Below are 17,710 nucleotides of genomic sequence, written 5' to 3'. Positions count from 1 at the left end.
TGAAAACTCTCCCGCAACCCGAATGTTGTTTGTGGGGGTATTTGTGTATGAACCGCAAGCTTTTGCCATCCGGTAGCGGTCGACTGAAAATTGACAAAAAGCAACTCGTTGGAAAAGCATTCTTTTTATCACCGGCGATGCTCCTTATCGCTGTCGGATTTTTCCTGCCACTAGTCCTCTTATTTACGATCAGTCTTTACAAAGGTGTACCCGGAACCGGCTTGATCGATACGACAGTTCTGACCTTCGACAATTTTGCCAAAATGTTTGAACCATACTACTTGAAAGTGTTGTTGCGAACATTTCGGATCGCTATCTACACGTCGGTTCTTTCTTTGGTTCTTGGCTACCCTGTGGCCATGGTTATGTCACGCACCAGGAGCAATCGAGTCAAGAACCTCTTGCTTGCCTTGATTTTGACCCCTTTGATCACGAACGTTACAGCAAGAACGCTTGGTCTTATGATTATTTTCGCAAGCAGCGGTCCGGTTAACAATTTTATCGCGTCGCTTGGCTTGGGCCGGGTAAAGTTCGTGGGCACTGAGCTTGGTATTGTACTCGGCTTAACTCAAGTATTTATGCCTTATTTGGTTTTGTCGGTTAAAAGCGTCCTCGATAATGTTGATTACGACCTTGAGGAAGCTGCGCGTGATCTCGGTTGTTCCCGCCTTACTTCCTTTTTCAAAGTGATATTTCCCCTGAGTATGCCCGGCATCGTGGCGGGCAGTCTGTTTGTTTTCCTTTTGAGTTTTTCGTCATTTGTCACGCCGCGGTTGATGGGTGGTGGCAAGGTCATGACGATTACCATGCTGATTTACCAGCAGTCAATGACCATTCTTGACTTTCCCTTTGCAGCGGTTGCTGCGATGGTGCTGTTGTTATTCAGCTTGATACTGATCACTGTCTATAACCGTATGACTTCGCGAATTGAAAGAATGAGCGATCGTTCGGGTTCATTCCGTGAGGCGGATTTCAATTCAGTCTGGTACAGGATGATCCGCCGGATCAAAGATGCTTTCTATGACCTGTATGCCGGCGTGGCACGGCGCTTCAAGCGGGATCGGACGCGACTTGCCTCCGCATTCATGCTCAAGCGGCAGCGGGTCTTGGCTGTCTTAAGTCGTGCGGCAGGTATCGGTTTTGTCGTTTTTGTCTTGTTCTTTATTGTTTTGCCACTCATTATCGTGGTGATATCAGCATTTTCCGGCGACAAGATGTTTATTACCTTCCCGCCGTCAAGCTATTCTTTTCAATGGATTAAAAGTGTTTTTCTCAAAACGGAGTATGCCCTGTCATTTTGGCTGAGCATCAAGGTCGCTGTGTTTTGCACAGCGGTGTCCTTGATCATTGGGATATTGGCCGCGCTTGGCCTGACACGTTTCAAGTTCAGAAGTGTTGATTTGCTGAAAACCTTTTTCCTCTCACCTCTTACGCTGCCAGCCGTAATTGTCGGGATTGCCTTGCTTCGATTCAGCATCATACTCGGCTGGGTTGGTGACAATAAATCGCTTCTTTTGGCCCACATCATGTTAGCAACCGCATATGTGATCCGTATGGTTCTTTCATCATTGGTCGGTTTTGACCTATCGCTGGAAGAAGCGGCTCGCGACCTTGGTGCCAGCCAGTTCTACACATTTCGGAAAATCACTTTTCCGATCATAAAGCCGGGCATCGTTGTCGCGGGCCTCTTTGCCTTCATTGTTTCTATGGACGAGACGACGATCAGCCGCTTTATCGTCAGAGGGGGCAACATTACCTTACCTGTGCGGATTTTTGCCCAGTTGGAATATGGGCTTGATCAGACGGTAACGGCAATTTCCTGTCTGCTGGTCACGCTGTCCATGGTGGTTCTTTTCATCATCGACCGGACGGTGGGTATCAACAAGTTTCAAATCTGATTGAGGGATAATCGCAATGTCAATGGTAGAAATTTCAGATCTGTGCAAGTCATTTGCAACGGTACGCGCCGTCGATCACGTAAGTTTGCAGATTGAAGACGGCGAAATGCTTTGCCTTTTAGGACCCTCGGGTTGCGGAAAGACGACTCTTCTCCGGCTGCTTTCCGGTTTTCTTGTACCGGACGCGGGAAAGATTATCATGGATGGACGCGATGTCACACGCCAGCCACCTGAGAGAAGACCCACCTCTCTCGTGTTCCAGAGTTATGCGCTCTTTCCTCATTTGAACGTGTTTGAGAACATAGCCTTCGGCCTTCGAATTCGAAAGTTGCCCTCGGAAGAGATTCGCAGCCGCGTACGGGATATGCTCCAAATTGTCGATTTGGAAGGACTCGAAAATCGGGCGATCCGGCAGTTATCCGGTGGTCAGCAGCAACGCGTTGCCCTTGGAAGAGCCCTGGTTATGGAGCCGAAGGTCCTGCTGCTTGACGAACCACTGAGTAATTTGGATGCGAAATTGCGCGTGGAAACCCGCTCTCAGATCCGCAGCATTCAGAAGCGTGTAGGCATAACGTCCATCTTTGTCACCCACGACCAGGAGGAAGCGCTGACCATGGCAGATCGGATCGCGGTCATGAATGCCGGCATCATCGAACAGGTTGACACGCCTCGTGGAATTTATCATCATCCGGTCAATCGTTTTGTTGCGGATTTTATTGGAAAATCAAACTTCTTTGTCGCCCGTTATGATCCGGTCAAACGTTGCTGCACGCTGGAGGATGGGAATATCGTATTGATTCAAGGTCAAAAATCGGAGCTTGAGGCAGGGGACTACTCACTCGGATTGAGGCCTGAGTATCTGAAGCTTGCCGACAATGATGACCAGATTCCCTCCGGTCACAATGTTCTGAAAGGAACCGTCGAAGAGGTCATTTTCCTTGGCGAAATGACGGACTATCAAGTCCGGGTGTCAGATTCTATTGTTTTCAAGACACTGGTGTACGGACAATCCAAGCCTTACCAAAAAGGAGACGAGGTCTTCATTCACTGGGATAAGCAGTATGGTATCCTTCTGTGAGGCCCATGGCTTTGCACGGGGCAAGATGATCGGCCGAACGAGAGGTTTTTCGGTTAAGCCGCATTATTTCCAAAACAGAAGCTGAAGCAAAGGCAAACAATGCACGAGGCAGGAGGGAAATGCACCGGATGATCGGAGAGAAAAAGACGGTGAACAAACCCGAAGAATCCGGTAAGGTATGATTCGGGTTCGCTGTCCCGCGTGGATTCATGGGACGAATGGTAACAGACCGCTGGTATTCCACGCTTCCGGCGAACATCAGGACACGAAGGAGGATCAATGAAACGTTTGAGAAGGATTTTTCGCGCAAATGGCAAAACAGTTATTATTGCCATGGATCACGGGCTTGGATTAAATGTCAATCCTGCACTTGATGATGCAGAGGAGAAACTCAGGAAAATAGTTGCAGGGGGCGCAGATGCTGTTCTGCTTACCTATGGGATTGCTTCCCGATTTGCCCATGTTCTCGGCGACATTGGTGTCATTTTACGCATAGACGGCGGGTATTCAGCCTTGCCCTCGGAAGCAACGGGGCATCCCCGTCTTCTATATTCGGTCGAAGATGCGCTCAGACTCGGCGCTGATGCAGTGGTTCTTAACGGTTTCCCCGGCACACCCAGTGAGCAGGATTGCATGAAGAATGTTGCGGAGGCTGTGCGCCAAGCCAGGGTTTGGGGCGTGCCGGTTATGGCTGAAATGTTACCGGGAGGTTTTGACAAACTTGTCCCCCATACACCTGAAAATGTACGTTTGGCAGCAAGAGTGGGGTGTGAGTATGGCGCCAATATCATCAAGACCACCTTCGCCGGAGACAGGGAACAGTTCAGACAAGTGATTGATGCCGCCTACCAGCCGGTTGTTGTGCTGGGGGGACCCGCTGCCAATGATCTGACGAGTCTTTTTGCCTGCATTGAGGACGCTCTGTCAGTCGGTGCCGCAGGTGTGGCTATCGGCAGAAATGTGTGGAACCACGAGGATCCTGAAGCAGTTGTCAGGGCCCTGGTTGAGCTGGTGCACGGGAATGCGAAAGCGGAAGAGGCAGTTCGCGGCCTTTGACGGCTTGTTGCCAACTGATCAGGTCAGAGAAGTATGAAAGGGGCGAAAACGCCCCTTTTCAATGAACAGAATATTTCCCGTTAAGATCTTCCCGGCTCAGTCCGACAACCGTATGAGGACCCGCAGCGTTTCAGTGCTCATTGCACGTTCAAATGCTCTCTGTGCTTCGTTCATGTCGAAGCACTCTGTCAAGAAAGGCTTTACGTCGACCAGGCCATGTCCAAGCATTTGGGAGGCCTGCCAGAATGATCTTACCGTGGGGCTGTAGGAGCCGGTGATGACTTTCTCGGTGTAATGAATGTCATTCGGATTGAATGGTACGTCTTCACTTGGTCGAAAAGAGCCATAATAAACGAGCCTGCCGGCTGGCGCGAGCGCTTTGATGTATTGACTGGCCATAGCCAGATTGTTGATGGTGAACTGTACAACATGGGGGCCCCGTCCGCTGGTTAAGCGCGAAAGTTCCGCTTGCCAGTCGGTGGATGAGGGATCAATGGATTCGTGTGCACCCATCTTCATTGCCAGTTCACGCCGGGCCTTGTCTATCTCCACCACAATAACACGCGCTCCCCTCAATCTGGCCAGAATGGCAAGCAATTGGCCCATCACGCCGGCACCTACCACGACGACGTCTTCACCGAAGGAAACATCAGCCTGTTCGATGCTGTGCAGACAACAGGCGAGAGGTTCTGCAAAAGCGGCCAGCTCAAGGTCTATTGATTCGACGGGCAGAGGGTAGATACGGTCAGCTGCAATGGCAATATAGCGTGCCATCCCCCCCGTACCGGCAATCCCATCAAAGGTGCGTTTTTTTGATTGACCGCTGCAAAGATTGTTGAGTCCACGAAAACAAAACTCACAACTTCCACAGCTGTCATATGTTTTAACAACACACTTTTGACCGGGAGTCACATTCGCGATCGTCTCTTTGGGAACCGCGGCAACTACCCCTGACACCTCATGGCCCGGGATAAACGGTAAATCGGCCCCGGATCCGGAAAAGATACGTTGTTCCCATGTGCAAATCAGACAATTATCGATGCGCACAAGCACTTCGCCTTCAACCGGAACCGGGGTGGATACTTCCTTGACTTCAACCTTTTCGGGCGCAATGACCACAACTGCTTTCATTGTTTTTGGAATCATTATTTACCTGCTTTCCTGACGAACAATTCAAGATTTTCCATACAAAAACAGTATAGTCGATAATCTAACCTGCTTCAATTTGCTCAACAGGGACAGGGGCCAGGTGTCAGGCATTACGGATTGTTGAGGCCGGCATCCGTACGGTCAAAAATTGTGTGCGGGGTGCACGAAGGTAGAGACTGCGCTACTATGGAAACCAAAAGTATCGTGACAGATCAGGACTTGAATGACATCCGGCCAGTGAAGAAATTCGAAGGCTTAAGGTGCCGGTACATGAAAGGGAATAGGAGAGTTTTGATAAGATGATTGACTTGGCCATTTACCAGGCGCAGCTGCCCAATAACAGCGGTTTGTTGGATGTACTGATCACAGAGGGCAAAATCGTTGAGATCCGCCGACCCGGACCGATCATTGAATCAAAGGATTCCATTGACGCGAACGGGTCGCTTCTGTCCCCTGGCTTCATAGACAGCCACACGCATCTTGACACAACCGGCGTCATGCCGGCGGGTGAATCAACTACCTTGGCACAGGCCATACAGAATTACTCCGAATATTTAAGAAACCTCACACCTGAAGAGCTGGCAGCTGACATTAAGAAACGGGCACGGAGGAGCTTGCGCAAGGCTGTTGTTGCCGGAACGACAAGCATTCGGACCCACGTCAGTGTCGATGCTGTCAATGGCTGGCGAAGTGTCGAAGCCATGAATGAGCTCCGGGATGAAATGCAGCCATACATCGAGATTCAAATTACAGCATTTCCGGTATTTCACGGCAGACTTGATGAACAGCAGGAACACTTCGATATGCTGGACAGGATGGCAAGAAATCGGTTGATCAATGCGATCGGGGGGGCGCCTCATTTCTATGACGAGCGGATAGGATTTACGCGGGAGTTGTTCAGAATTGCCGTAAAGAATGACCTTGATGTAGATTTCCATATTGACGAACATGATAACCCCAACATCGATACCTTCCTGGAAACGGCCCGCCTGACGCTGGAAAACAAGTATGAGGGACGTGTCTCCTGTGGCCATGTCACAGCGCTCTGCCGTGTCGATGACGGGCTTGCCGCTGAAGCCATCGCCATGGCAAAAGAAGCGCGCCTTCATATCATTACCCTCCCATCCTGCAATCTCTACCTGATGGCAAGGGCGGACCGTCAGCCGATACCGCGCGGTGTAACAAGGATCAAGGAATTCCTGGAAGCCGGAGTCAATATCGCCTATGCATCCGATAACGTACGCGATCCCTTCCGGCCCATCGGCAACGCCGATATGCTCGAAGAGGGCCTCTTGACCGGTCAGGTGGCACAGATGCTGTCAGATTCGGAATTGCAGGTCATTCACCGGATGGGCACCATCCACGCAGCCCGGGCCATGCGGCTTGATGACTACGGTCTTGCGGTTGGCAAGCGGGCGGATCTGGTTCTTCTTGATGCTTCGGATATCGCCTCTGCCTTCCGGGATCAGGCGACGCGGCTGGCCGTGATCAAGAATGGACGGATCGTCGCGACCAGCAAGCGAATCACTTCTGTAGCATTTTGATTTACCTGTGGAACGGACGGTGAACCTTGAAAAATTGATGGCTGGTTCCGGCTTTTCATATGTGTCGTGACGTGCAGACGATGCACGAAGATAAGTTCCAAGTATCAAAACCTCTAATGAAGAGCGGTTCCCGCCAGCCCCGAAGATTGCTCCTTGAGGCAGCAAGACCGGCGATCTGCCGGTCTTGCCAATTTCGTTTATGGATCGAATCGATGTGTTCAACCGCTAAGCGGTATCCGGATCACCTGCGGGTTGTATTGCCCATGGTCAGCGCCATAAGCGCTTTAATCGTATGCAGGCGGTTTTCGGCTTCATCGTAGAGAACGGACTGCGGTCCGTCCATGACCTCACTTGTTACTTCCACGTCACGGTCAGCGGGCATACAATGCATGTAAATGGCATCTTTCGCGCCAAGGTCCATTTTCCTTTGGTCGACAAACCATTCGGGGTGTTCGTTGATCATCTGGACGCCACGGACGGCATCGTCTCCAACAGTTGTGATCGGGCCCCAGCCTTTGGCATAAATAACGTGAGCATCCTTGAAGGCTTCCTCCATGTCATAGACAACTTCAAGTTTGACATTATGCGCTTCCGCATTCTTACGCGCAATTTCCATAATTTCATCTTCAAGCTCGAATCCTTTCGGGTGAGCCAGTGTCACGTCAAGACCGAAGCGAGGCATCAGTGTGACCAGCGAGTTAGGCATGGAAAGAGGACGCATATAGTTGCCGGCACATGTCCAGGAAATTACGAATTTCCGCCCGCGCAATTCATTGTTGAACTTTTCCTTGATTGTCATGATGTCGGCGAGTTCCTGGGTCGGATGCCAGATATCACACTGGGCATTCATGACAGGTATCTTGGAGTGCTCCGCAACTGCTCTCATCCATTTGTGCCCGTCGACGTATGAATTCCTGATTGCGATCCCATGGCCCATGCGTGCCAGGACTTCAATGGTATCTTTTGGCGTTTCACCGTGATCAACCTGAGTTCCCGCGGGGGTAAGATAGTTCATATGACCACCCAGTTGCGTCATTCCGCATTCAAATGCGTTACGGGTACGGGTGGATTCTTCAAAAAACAATAAAAATAAAGTTTTGTTCTTGAGTATATCTGTCGGCATATCCAGTGCATAACGCATCTTCAGTTCTTTTGCCACGTCCAGCAAGGTGTTCAGCTCTTCGTCTGTCCAATCTTGTGCCGCGATAAGGTGTTTTCCGATCATTCCAGTTCGCATAGTAATACCCCCAATTTTCTAAAATTTGACAGATTTTCTGACGGTGAATTGTCTTTCTGAATTTGTCACAGCTAGTATAGGAATGAAGCAGCAAACTGTCAACCAGCCGAATTGCCAAGCAAATTGAGTCTTGGAACATAATTCACAGCCTTCTCAATAAATACCGGCTGAATCCATGGACAATCTGACTCTGCGTCCAGTTGCCTTTTCTGCTTCACCGGTCGGCGACCGCTCAATTGGAAGCGGGTCATGAAACGGCGATGTCTATTTCGCAGGCATTACTTGCCAGGTAGATCGCTTTCTTGTCAGCAACTTGATCCTATGCTAGAGTGGACTCGCTTGGCCATTCTGGCGACTGTCGCAAACGCGAAAAAATATCGATGAAGAGAGGATCCCGAATATGGAGAAAACAGAAGTTTTGGAAAAGATCAAGAACTGCATCGAAGGCAATCAAGATCAGATTACGAAAGATTTACAGGATTTCATTGCAATCGAAAGCTTGACATACAACGAAGGAGAGGCGGTCGCTTTTCTTGCCGATAAAATGCGTACTTATGGATTTGATGAAGTGCGGATCGATAAGGTTGGGAACGTGCTGGGGCGGGTTGGACAGGGTAAAACAGTCCTTCTATATGACGCCCACATAGACACGGTCGAAACAGGTGACCCCGCTGCCTGGAAATTCCCTCCCCTGTCGGGCCATCTCGAAGACGGTGTCATTCACGGTCGCGGCGCTGTTGATGACAAGGGCTGTTTAATGGGCATTACCTGGGCCGGCAAGACGCTGAAAGAGCTGGGGCTGGATAAAGATTTCACCCTTTGGGTCTCCGGATCAGTGGCGGAAGAGGATGTTGAAGGCGCCTGTGTCAAAGCGATGATGGAGGAATCACCCGATATACAGCCCGATTACGTACTGGTTGCCGAGTCCAGCAACCTGCGCCTGATGCGGGGACATAAGGGGCGCGCCTTGATCCGCATCAGCGTGCCGGGGAAAGCCGCGCATGCATCAGCAGCCTGGCGCGGTGAAAACGCGCTGATTAAATCACTGCCGATCATCAAGGCAATTGACGAGTTTGACGATTTCAGGGAAGACCCTTTCCTGGGTAAAGGTACCATCGAGGTGACTCATGTTGAGTGTAAAACACCCTCGATGAACACCATCCCTGGCGAAGTCATCATAACCTGCGACCGCCGGATTTCGTGCGGCGAAACTGCCGAGGATCTCCTGGAAGAGGCACGGGCCTTCTCCCAGGGTATTGAAGGTGTAAAACCTGAAATCGCAACGGAGCAAGTTGTTACCTATTCCGGTTATGAGATTACGGCTCTTGATTACTTCCCCTCATGGGTCTTGGATGAAGAGCACGAATTGGTCCAGGCCGGAGCCAAGGCCTATGAAGGTCTATTCGGAAAGGCCCCTGAAATAACCAAGTGGGACTTCAGCACGAATGCAACGCATCTTTGTGGCCGTGAAGGCATCCCCGCCCTGGGCTTTGGTCCTGGAGAGGAGGCGTACTGCCATTCAAGTGAAGATCAGGTGAGAGTCGATGAGCTGATCAAGGCGATTCAATTCTACGCTGCCCTGCCCCTGTTCGTGCCCAAAAAAGACTAATTATCGAGGTATTACAGACCTCCACCTATCCATGCAAGATGAAACAGAAAGCCCGCCGGTACCGTAAAAGGCACCGGCGGGCTTTTGTTGTCATCAGGTTGAAGCTGGCCGCGGGCAGTATCAACAGCCAAGCGCTTTTCTGATGATGACTTCCATTTCTTCCGGAACAGGTGTCCTGGGATTGTTTCGCATCAGGAACATGGCACATGCTTCTTCAGCAAATTTCGGGATGTCCTCTTCTTTTGCTCCATATTGCTCAAAGTAATCACTGAGGTCACCCGGAACCTTCATATTCTGGAACATCCTGTCAACGGCATCAACAGCGGCTTCAGCAGCTTCATGGTCACTCATGGACGTCGTGTCCACCCCCATTGCCCTGGCGACGCGTGCAAAGCGGGCAGGTACTGTCTGCAAATTGTATTTCATGCCTTCTACCAATAAGACGGCGTTGGAAAGACCGTGAGGTACGTCATAGTGGCTGGCAATCGGCCCGCTCACGGAGTGAACGATTCCCAGGCCGCTTTGATCCATCGCCAAGCCAGCCATGGCTGCCGCCAAGGCCACCTTTTCGCGTGCAAGCAAATCATGACCATCCGCGTAGGCCAGTGGCAAATACTCGGCGAGCAAGGTAATGGCCTCCAAAGCCATGGCATCGGTCCAGGGGTGATGCCCCCTGCCAACGTACGCCTCAATGGCGTGAGTCAGTGCGTCAGCGCCAGTTGTCGCTGTGAGGTGTGCGGGGAGGCTGACCGTCATTTCCGGATCCAACAAAGCTGCCTTGGCAAACAAGGCGTCTCCCCCGAAGCCCTTTTTGGTGTCGCGATCCACAATAACAGCCGTTTTCGTAGCCTCGGAGCCCGTTCCCGCCGTGGTAGGAATGGCAATGTAGGGCAAGGGAGCGACGGTTGCCTGCCGGAAGTTCCATTGGTAGTCTTCCAATTTGCCGCCATCTGTCGCCATCATGGCAACAACCTTGGCAACATCCATCGGACTGCCTCCTCCTAAAGCAACCAGGAGATGGGCTCCGCTTTCCTTGACCTGATCCAGGCAATGGTAAACATCGGGTGCGTGCGGGTTCTGCGGAATTGCATCAAACACGGTGACTTCGGCATTGAGATCCTTGATCACACTGCTTACTTTTTCAGCTGCACCGAGTTTGACCAGGGAGGCGTCGGTGACGATCATGACCTTCTGTTTTTCTTTAACAAACCGGGACAATTCAGCAACTGCACCCTGTCCCCATATCATCTCAGTTGGAAGTAAAAATCTGTTCATTTTTCAATTATTCGAAACCTTTCCATAATTTAACGATTTGTGTTCGCACTTCAGCTATCTGAAGCAGCTTTGTTGCAGGACTGATTAGTGGTTTTCCTTGTAGTCGATGCAGAGATGTTTTACCTCAGTAAACTTTTTGATTCCCTCGATGCCACCTGCTCGGTCAAGACCGCTCTGCTTATACCCGCCCGTTTCACACTCATTGAACAAGCGATTGTAACAATTAATCCAGCATGTTCCAGCCCTCATTTTTTTACCGACCCGGACAGCTTTATTGATATCCTGAGTCCATACACCGGAAGCGAGGCCGAAGACAGTTCCATTTGCCATTTCAACAGCTTCCTCCTCGGTTTTGAATGTATTGACGCAGAGTACAGGACCAAAGATTTCCTCCTGAATGAGGGGGGAATCCTGTGGCAGGTCAACGAATACAGTTGGTGCAATAAAGCACCCCTTTTCAAGTCCATTGCCCACAAGCCGGTGGCCCCCGGTTAATAGGGTGCCTTGCGTTTTTCCCAGCTCGATGTATTTGAGGACGGTGTCCATTTGCTGCGGTGTATTCATGGCCCCCATAGCAGTTGCCGCATCAAAGGGATCGCCAACCTGCATTTGCTCGACCGCGGATTTCAGTTGAGCGATAAAGTCCTCTGCGATTGATTCTTCAACGAGAATACGCGACGCTGACGTACACAACTGCCCCGCATTGGTGAAAATGCTGGTCAAGGCGTAGGGTAGCGCCTTCTCAAGATCCGCGTCGGAGAAAATGATGCTCGCTGACTTCCCGCCAAGTTCGAGTGAAACCTTTTTCATGGTTGAGGAACATGCACGCATAATTGTTTTGCCGACATCGACACTGCCTGTAAAGTTGATCATGTCAACATCAGGGTGGCCGGTCAGCACATCGCCGACGATCGAACCGGGACCCGAAACAGCATTGACCACTCCAGGAGGAAATTCTTCGACTTGATCCAGCAAGGCGATGACCCGCATGGTGATGCCCGCAGTTTGTCCGGCAGGTTTGACGACACACGTATTGCCGGCTGCCAGTGCGGGGGCCATATCGCGCATGAGGAGGGTGATGGGATAGTTCCAGGGAACGATGACACCGATAACACCCACGGGCTCACGGAGCATGATGGACAAGGTCACATCATCAACCGACATATTGGAGCCGTAGATTGTGCGGGCTGCCGAGGCATAGTATTCCATGTAGCCGATCGCACCCATCATTTCGCCGAAAGACTCTTTGTAGGGTTTCCCAACCTGCCAGCTGAGCAAAGTTGCCAATTCCTTAACATTTTCGCGCATTCGATCTGCCCAGTGTTGCAGCGCCTTGGATCGCTTTCTCGGATTTTCTTTCCAATCTGCGAGCTCGAACGCTTCTCTGGCGGCCGCTACAGCGACATCAACGTCAGAATTGCCCGAATGCGCACATTTCGAAACAGCCGTTCCGTCGATGGTCGTGAATTGTTCACGAAACTGCCCGTCCGCGGGATCCGTCCAGACTCCCTTTACATAGTTCTTAAATTCTCCGATGACATAACTCATGCTAACTCCTACGTTCCTTTCCTTTTTGTCGATCTCATGATCGTAGTTTCCTGTTATTTATGTGATATGCGTTCTCCCGAATCCTTCCGGGAGAGGCGGGCACCTGACCTTGTCATGAACTCACGGTTCAGAGGTAATCAGCAAGGTCCAATTGCGGATAGATGACGCGTTCATGCCAACGGCTCCCGGTATCGCGGGTAGCATCTATTCCCATCTTGGTTTGCACACCCCGCTTGTCCGACGAAGGATCGAGTTCGTGCCCCTGGGCATTTGGCACATAGAATATATCCTCATCACTTTTGACCCTGGTTGACAGGGCCCACAACACGTCAGAAGAGTCGTATATATCGATATCTTCGTCAACAATGATGACATTTTTAATGTTGACATAGGTCGTCATGGCAGCCAAGGCTACGTTCTTGGGTTCGCCGGGATTCTTTTTCCTGATCTTGACGATTACCAGAAAGCCACAGCCATAAGCTGGTATATGGACATCGAGTACGCCGGAACTGACATAAGAAGTAAATTGGTGGAGCAAGGGTTCCCGCGGGAGGGAATTACCCAGGTTGATGTGTTCAAAAGAACCGCCGTTGATGGTCTGGTAGATGGCGTCGTTGCGGTGCGTGATGGCGGTTACCTGAAAGACGGGACTGTTCCATGGCTCGCTGTAATGCCCCGTAAACTCGCCCAAGGGGCCTTCCATTTCGAGGCGGTCCGGGTCAATTTCGCCTTCAATGACAAACTCGGCCAGCGCAGGCACCAGAATATCGTTGGTGATACCCTTGACTACTTTAACTGCTTCACCGCGCAGTGCGCCCGCAAGAGAGACTTCGTCCAGATCGGATCGCAGTCCTGCTGCAATGTAAACGACCGGGTCGGCCCCGCAAACAACTGAAATAGGAAGCTTTTGCCCCATCGCCTGGGCCTCGTCCAAGAAATCGCGCAGGTGCCGCCACTCATTGATCATAATGCCGGTCTTATCCCGCTCCTTGATATGCATACGCTGGAATGACAGGTTCTGGCGGGAGGGCTCACGAAGCCGCTTGGAAAAGATAACACCTCCCGTGATGAAGCGTCCCCCGTCCCCCGGTGCGTGACGCGGGATGGGCAATGAAAACAGGTCGATTTGGTCACCGGTCAGGATATTCTCCTGGCAGGGAGCTTCTGCAACTTGAAGTGGTGCGATAGGTTTTGTAAGACGATCTTCAATAAAGTCTGTTATTTCGTCAACTTCGCAGCCAAGCGCCAGAGCTGCATTTTGCATGGAGGACAGCAGACCCCCTGCGACTGGAAAGGTGCTGCCCTTAACCTGCTTAAAATAGCCGGCCCGCCCCCCCGATCGCTCCAGGGTTGACAATACGGACCCCAGCTCAGAATCCCAGTCAACTTCCTTTTCAATAAAGGCGATCCGGTTGTTTTGCTGCAATACTTCAATAAAAGTCCGCAGATCATTAATTTTCGTCATTTTCGAATCCTTTCCTGTCAGGTGATTGTGCCTGGGACCACCGCTGATCAGACTCCTGATGAATTCCAACTTGGTCAAGTGTCCGCAAGGTGAAATACTCAACCATATCGTCAAGTGACCGGGGCTGCTGGTAAAAGGAAGGGCAAGCCGGCACGACATGCACGCCCAGTTGTGCCAAAGTCAGAAGATTTCTCAAGTGGATGGCACTCATTGGAGATTCGCGGGGAATGATGACCAGCCGGCGATGTTCCTTCAACGCAACGTCCGCCGCTCTCTCCAAGAGGGTTGCGGATCTGGCGGACGCGACAGCTGATGCAGCACCCATGGAGCATGGTACGATAATCATTCCATCCGACAGGTAAGAGCCGCTGGCCGGAGGTGCAGCGATATGATCGTCATGATAATAGTTGATTCTGCCCAGCTTTCGTCCAACCAGCCCTTTATCCTTCTCGGCAAGGTCATGAAAAAGATCCCTGAAATAAACCGATGCCTGAGCCTCGCTTTCAGGTATTTGCCAGCCCAGCTCTTCATTGGCGACAATCAAACCAGCCCTTGAGATGATCAAGTCAATGTTGTGGTTCATGCAGAGGAGTTCGAGTAACAGCGACTTTGCATAGACTGTTCCCGATGCTCCAGTAATACCGATAACGTAAAGTCCCATATCGATCCTTTCGTGAAGGTGGCAGCCGGCCAGGCAAAGTCCCGATTAAAAGACAAAAGGGAGTTGCGCTTAACCTTTGTGAAAGGTTCAACAAACTCCCTATAACTGGTAAGTGGCAACCATTTTCCGATTTGCCCGAGGAACCGCAACCCACGCAGCCGGGATCACCGCGCCACGCCGTCAGTATATACCACACCACACGGAGGTGCAAGAACCGGAAATATGCCTATGACCGGTGAGGTGATTCATTGAAAAGGTGGAAAAACGAGGGCTGGATCACAGGCGGGTCAAGGTGCTCGTCAAAACAGTTTCCGGAGAGATTATCGGTATCGGCGGCAACCATACATTTCCTGCCTCGTCATCTCACGTCGTGAGATCAGCTGATTGGCGAATTGGCCCGCAGGCGATCCGGGGAAAAAAGGCCTCCTTCCCAGATCAACCCGTCTCCAATGGCTCGGGCAACCTTTCTTCCAATGGCGGGGGCTGTGCCAAATGCACCTTTGAACCCGGCAATAATAAAAAAATTGGGTACTTTCTCACTGAAACCAAATACGGGCAGGTCATCGAGAGTCTGGGGGGTCACGCATGCCCACGCCCGGACGATTTCGATGGCATGAAGTGAAGGGAAATAGTGTAGAAAATTCTGTATCATCCTACGCAAACCCTCGAGAGATACATCTTTGTTTTCCAGGTCTGCTTCCTCCGCGGCGCGTGATATGACCAGACTGCCGTGCGCAGTCTGTGCGACTCCGATCGTAATCCTGCAAACGTCTCCGGCAACAGTCGACGGCGACAAGAAACTTCCGTCCAGGACCGCCGTCCTGATACAGGGAGCGATTGGCTCAGTCACACAGGCCATTGCCCGGTGATGCCCAACCGGAATATGAATGTCCAGCTTCCTGCACAATGGACCAGCCCAGGATCCAGCTGCGTTCACAACGACATCGGCAGGAAAACAGCCGGCCGTTGACCTAACAGTGCGAATGGTATTTCCGGACATCTCAAAGCCTTCCACTTTGGCATGTGTGTGTACCGTTGCCCCATGCTGCTTGGCAAGTTCAAGAAAGGCCAAGGTTGCGCGCATGGGGTTAAGAACACTCTCCAAAGGACAAAATACCGTGGCATAGATGCTTTGCAGGTTCAAATTCGGTTCATGTCTCAGCGCTGACTCCCCCTTAGAAAATTCCAAAGGCACCCCCGCCCGATCCATCGCTTCTTTCATTTGCTGCGCAGCAAGGAAGAGTGCCGGTGATTGGAGCAGCATGGTACCCCCGCAGTTGCAGTATTCGATGTCAGTGCTCTTATTCAGTTCCTCGTATTGTTCCAGTGATTCCAGTGCCAACGGAATATGCCAGTCTTCCTGCCTTTCCATGACCGAGAGTTTTCCCAAATTGCCCCCGGAGGCACCTGACACCAGATCGCCTTTTTCCAGGATCACAACTCGGTGGCCTTCTTTTGAAAGCGACCAGGCAGCTGTGGCACCCAGAATACCGCCACCGATCACCACGATATCCGACTTCATTTTTCGCTTCCCCAATACCTGGCGTGGACCAGGCTCAAGTCATTATAGACATCAAGAATCGCTCCTCGCAAACCGCGGCAATCAAGTAATTGACGGGGCCAGTGAAAAGAGGGTGGTCACTTGTCGGTTTTGCGGTGATTTGCTATAAATACAATGAATGCTTGGTCACATATTTGGTATGAATAACCAAGGATGAGGAGGAATGATCATGAACAAAACCCCTTTGAATGACCGTCATTATGCCCTCAAGGCGCGAATGACTGATTACGCTGGATGGGAGATGCCACTTCAGTATGAAGGAATCATTGAAGAAGTCTTGGCTGTACGCGGAAAGGTAGGCATGTTCGATGTTTCACACATGGGCGAAGTACTTATCCGGGGCAGGGGGAGCGGCGGATTTCTCAACTGGCTTCTGAGTCATGAGGTTGCAAAAGGGGATCCGGATCTGATTAGCTATGCGATTATCTGCAATGACGAGGGAGGTGTTGTGGATGACTGCCTGGTCTATACGATAGCACCTGAAAGCTATCTGTTGATCGTCAACGCAGCCAACAAGGAAAAAGATTTGGTTCATATTGCCGAAAGCATGGAGATGTATAAAGAACGTTATCCGGAGCGTGAACATAGCATTGAGGTACTGGATGAGACGGATCACTATGCCCTGATTGCTGTGCAGGGCCCTGAAAGCCTATCCGTGATGTTGAGCATGGCAGAGCCCTTGGGACTTGGGGAGAAGGGCAGTGAAGCCCTGAGAGCGCTTGAAGTCTTTCACCATATCCAAGTGGAAGTGCCCGGCCATAAGCGAAATATGATGATTTCCCGCACAGGGTACACAGGCGAAAGAGGCTATGAGGTATTTTGCCCCGCTGAAGTGGCCGCAACGATATGGGATGAACTCCTGAAAAAAGGCGTCGTTCCCTGTGGACTGGGTGCGCGGGATATACTTCGCCTCGAAGCAGGCCTTCCCCTGTATGGACATGAACTTTCCGCGGAGATTAACCCCCTTGAAGGCGGCATGAGTTTTGCCGTTGATTTTGACCATGAATTTCGGGGCAGGAATAAAATGAAAGCGAACACAACCCGTGAACTGATTGCCCTGCTTGGTGAAGAAAGAGAGATCCCCCGTGAAGGTTATCCTGTCTTCGTCAGCGGCTTTGAAGTCGGATTCATTACTTCGGGCGGGTTTTCCCCAACGCTTCGAAAGGGGATCGCATTGGCATTGGTCAAAGCGGATTCGGTAGGGTTGGAAGAAGAGGTACGGGTCATGATAAGAAATCGAGGAGTACCTTTCAAGGTCGTTGCACCTCCCTTTGTGAAAAGTGTGAACTTTAAGTACGCGGATTAACACAAACAGCTGCATCGAGGGCGGGGCCTATGAAATACGGATTCGGCGCCGGATGCAATGGAACCCGTTGTTTGTCATGATATCTCTTTTCAGATTTAAACCGTATTTGACACATTGCCCAAAAAACGGCAGAATAGCCATAATGTTCAGCAGGTGTCCATTCGCGTGTAGCAGAAGGCAAATGTGCCTGGGATAGTGATGAGGACGATAAGCCTGAAAATTGCAGAAACTATCTTAATCAATTGCGACGTCCCAGGATGCGTGGAGTATTCCAGCGGGTATTCCTTCATCAGACCAAATCCACTCACGAAAACAGGCATAAT

At 51.0% G+C, this 17,710-nt stretch carries 13 protein-coding genes; 6 read left to right on the top strand and 7 right to left on the bottom strand.

Going from position 1 to position 17,710, the window contains the following annotated elements:
• Positions 1 to 47: 47 nt before the first annotated feature.
• From GX839_04840 to GX839_04830, 3 genes are all read left to right on the top strand, one after another.
• Entirely contained in the window at positions 48 to 1,898 is a 1,851-nt protein-coding gene (locus tag GX839_04840; GenBank protein ID NLB04785.1) for an ABC transporter permease subunit, read from the top strand.
• A gap of 16 nt (positions 1,899 to 1,914) precedes the next feature.
• On the top strand, positions 1,915 to 2,976 hold the full coding sequence (locus GX839_04835) for an ABC transporter ATP-binding protein (protein NLB04784.1): 1,062 nt from the start codon (positions 1,915 to 1,917) through the stop codon (positions 2,974 to 2,976).
• 279 nt (positions 2,977 to 3,255) lie between these two features.
• Complete coding sequence (locus tag GX839_04830; protein ID NLB04783.1) at positions 3,256 to 4,032, top strand: fructose-bisphosphate aldolase; 777 nt, start codon at positions 3,256 to 3,258, stop codon at positions 4,030 to 4,032.
• 96 nt (positions 4,033 to 4,128) lie between these two features.
• On the opposite strand, the gene GX839_04825 is transcribed toward GX839_04830, so the two are convergent.
• Positions 4,129 to 5,178 (bottom strand): zinc-binding dehydrogenase, encoded by a 1,050-nt coding sequence (locus tag GX839_04825; GenBank protein NLB04782.1) that lies wholly within the window; start codon positions 5,176 to 5,178, stop codon positions 4,129 to 4,131.
• 302 nt (positions 5,179 to 5,480) lie between these two features.
• Here GX839_04825 and GX839_04820 point away from each other — a divergent pair, with 302 nt between their 5' ends.
• Positions 5,481 to 6,725: an amidohydrolase family protein gene (locus GX839_04820; protein ID NLB04781.1), complete on the top strand. Its 1,245-nt coding sequence runs from the start codon at positions 5,481 to 5,483 to the stop codon at positions 6,723 to 6,725.
• 241 nt (positions 6,726 to 6,966) lie between these two features.
• Here the strand turns inward: GX839_04820 and GX839_04815 are convergent, their stop codons facing one another.
• Positions 6,967 to 7,962, bottom strand: coding sequence for an ornithine carbamoyltransferase (locus GX839_04815; protein ID NLB04780.1), 996 nt, complete (start codon positions 7,960 to 7,962; stop codon positions 6,967 to 6,969).
• A 400-nt stretch (positions 7,963 to 8,362) separates the two neighbouring features.
• Here GX839_04815 and GX839_04810 point away from each other — a divergent pair, with 400 nt between their 5' ends.
• A complete protein-coding gene (locus tag GX839_04810; GenBank protein NLB04779.1) occupies positions 8,363 to 9,571 on the top strand; it encodes a YgeY family selenium metabolism-linked hydrolase in 1,209 nt (402 codons plus the stop codon).
• 120 nt (positions 9,572 to 9,691) lie between these two features.
• Here GX839_04810 and GX839_04805 read toward each other — a convergent pair whose 3' ends face one another.
• The 5 genes from GX839_04805 to GX839_04785 all read right to left on the bottom strand — a co-directional run bounded on the left by GX839_04805 (position 9,692) and on the right by GX839_04785 (position 16,042).
• Positions 9,692 to 10,789 (bottom strand): iron-containing alcohol dehydrogenase, encoded by a 1,098-nt coding sequence (locus GX839_04805; protein NLB04778.1) that lies wholly within the window; start codon positions 10,787 to 10,789, stop codon positions 9,692 to 9,694.
• Positions 10,790 to 10,930: 141 nt separating this feature from the next.
• Entirely contained in the window at positions 10,931 to 12,394 is a 1,464-nt protein-coding gene (locus GX839_04800; GenBank protein NLB04777.1) for an aldehyde dehydrogenase, read from the bottom strand.
• Positions 12,395 to 12,521: 127 nt separating this feature from the next.
• The gene (locus GX839_04795) at positions 12,522 to 13,859 is read right to left on the bottom strand and encodes a UbiD family decarboxylase (GenBank protein NLB04776.1); all 1,338 of its coding nucleotides are present in this window, start codon (positions 13,857 to 13,859) and stop codon (positions 12,522 to 12,524) included.
• On the bottom strand, positions 13,846 to 14,520 hold the full coding sequence (locus GX839_04790; GenBank protein ID NLB04775.1) for a UbiX family flavin prenyltransferase: 675 nt from the start codon (positions 14,518 to 14,520) through the stop codon (positions 13,846 to 13,848). Before GX839_04790 ends, GX839_04795 begins: the two co-directional genes overlap by 14 nt.
• A gap of 376 nt (positions 14,521 to 14,896) precedes the next feature.
• A complete protein-coding gene (locus GX839_04785) occupies positions 14,897 to 16,042 on the bottom strand; it encodes an FAD-binding oxidoreductase (GenBank protein NLB04774.1) in 1,146 nt (381 codons plus the stop codon).
• Positions 16,043 to 16,250: 208 nt separating this feature from the next.
• Here GX839_04785 and gcvT point away from each other — a divergent pair, with 208 nt between their 5' ends.
• Positions 16,251 to 17,387 carry a glycine cleavage system aminomethyltransferase GcvT gene (gene gcvT / locus GX839_04780; protein ID NLB04773.1) on the top strand — a complete coding sequence of 379 codons (1,137 nt, stop codon included), beginning with the start codon at positions 16,251 to 16,253 and terminating at the stop codon, positions 17,385 to 17,387.
• Positions 17,388 to 17,710: the final 323 nt, after the last annotated feature.

It is taken from the genome of Fastidiosipila sp. (assembly GCA_012511175.1).
Lineage (GTDB): Bacteria > Bacillota > Clostridia > Saccharofermentanales > DTU023 > UBA4923.
Note: the sequence above shows the minus strand (reverse complement) of the source record. Positions and strands in the feature narration are given on the sequence as shown.

Coding starts and splice junctions, on each gene's coding strand:
- GX839_04810 (NLB04779.1), top strand. CDS start 8,363: ATGGAGAAAACAGAAGTTTTGGAAAAGATCAAGAACTGCATCGAAGGC.
- GX839_04840 (NLB04785.1), top strand. CDS start 48: ATGAACCGCAAGCTTTTGCCATCCGGTAGCGGTCGACTGAAAATTGAC.
- GX839_04825 (NLB04782.1), bottom strand. CDS start 5,178: ATGATTCCAAAAACAATGAAAGCAGTTGTGGTCATTGCGCCCGAAAAG.
- GX839_04830 (NLB04783.1), top strand. CDS start 3,256: ATGAAACGTTTGAGAAGGATTTTTCGCGCAAATGGCAAAACAGTTATT.
- GX839_04815 (NLB04780.1), bottom strand. CDS start 7,962: ATGCGAACTGGAATGATCGGAAAACACCTTATCGCGGCACAAGATTGG.
- GX839_04835 (NLB04784.1), top strand. CDS start 1,915: ATGTCAATGGTAGAAATTTCAGATCTGTGCAAGTCATTTGCAACGGTA.
- gcvT (NLB04773.1), top strand. CDS start 16,251: ATGAACAAAACCCCTTTGAATGACCGTCATTATGCCCTCAAGGCGCGA.
- GX839_04785 (NLB04774.1), bottom strand. CDS start 16,042: ATGAAGTCGGATATCGTGGTGATCGGTGGCGGTATTCTGGGTGCCACA.
- GX839_04795 (NLB04776.1), bottom strand. CDS start 13,859: ATGACGAAAATTAATGATCTGCGGACTTTTATTGAAGTATTGCAGCAA.
- GX839_04790 (NLB04775.1), bottom strand. CDS start 14,520: ATGGGACTTTACGTTATCGGTATTACTGGAGCATCGGGAACAGTCTAT.
- GX839_04820 (NLB04781.1), top strand. CDS start 5,481: ATGATTGACTTGGCCATTTACCAGGCGCAGCTGCCCAATAACAGCGGT.
- GX839_04800 (NLB04777.1), bottom strand. CDS start 12,394: ATGAGTTATGTCATCGGAGAATTTAAGAACTATGTAAAGGGAGTCTGG.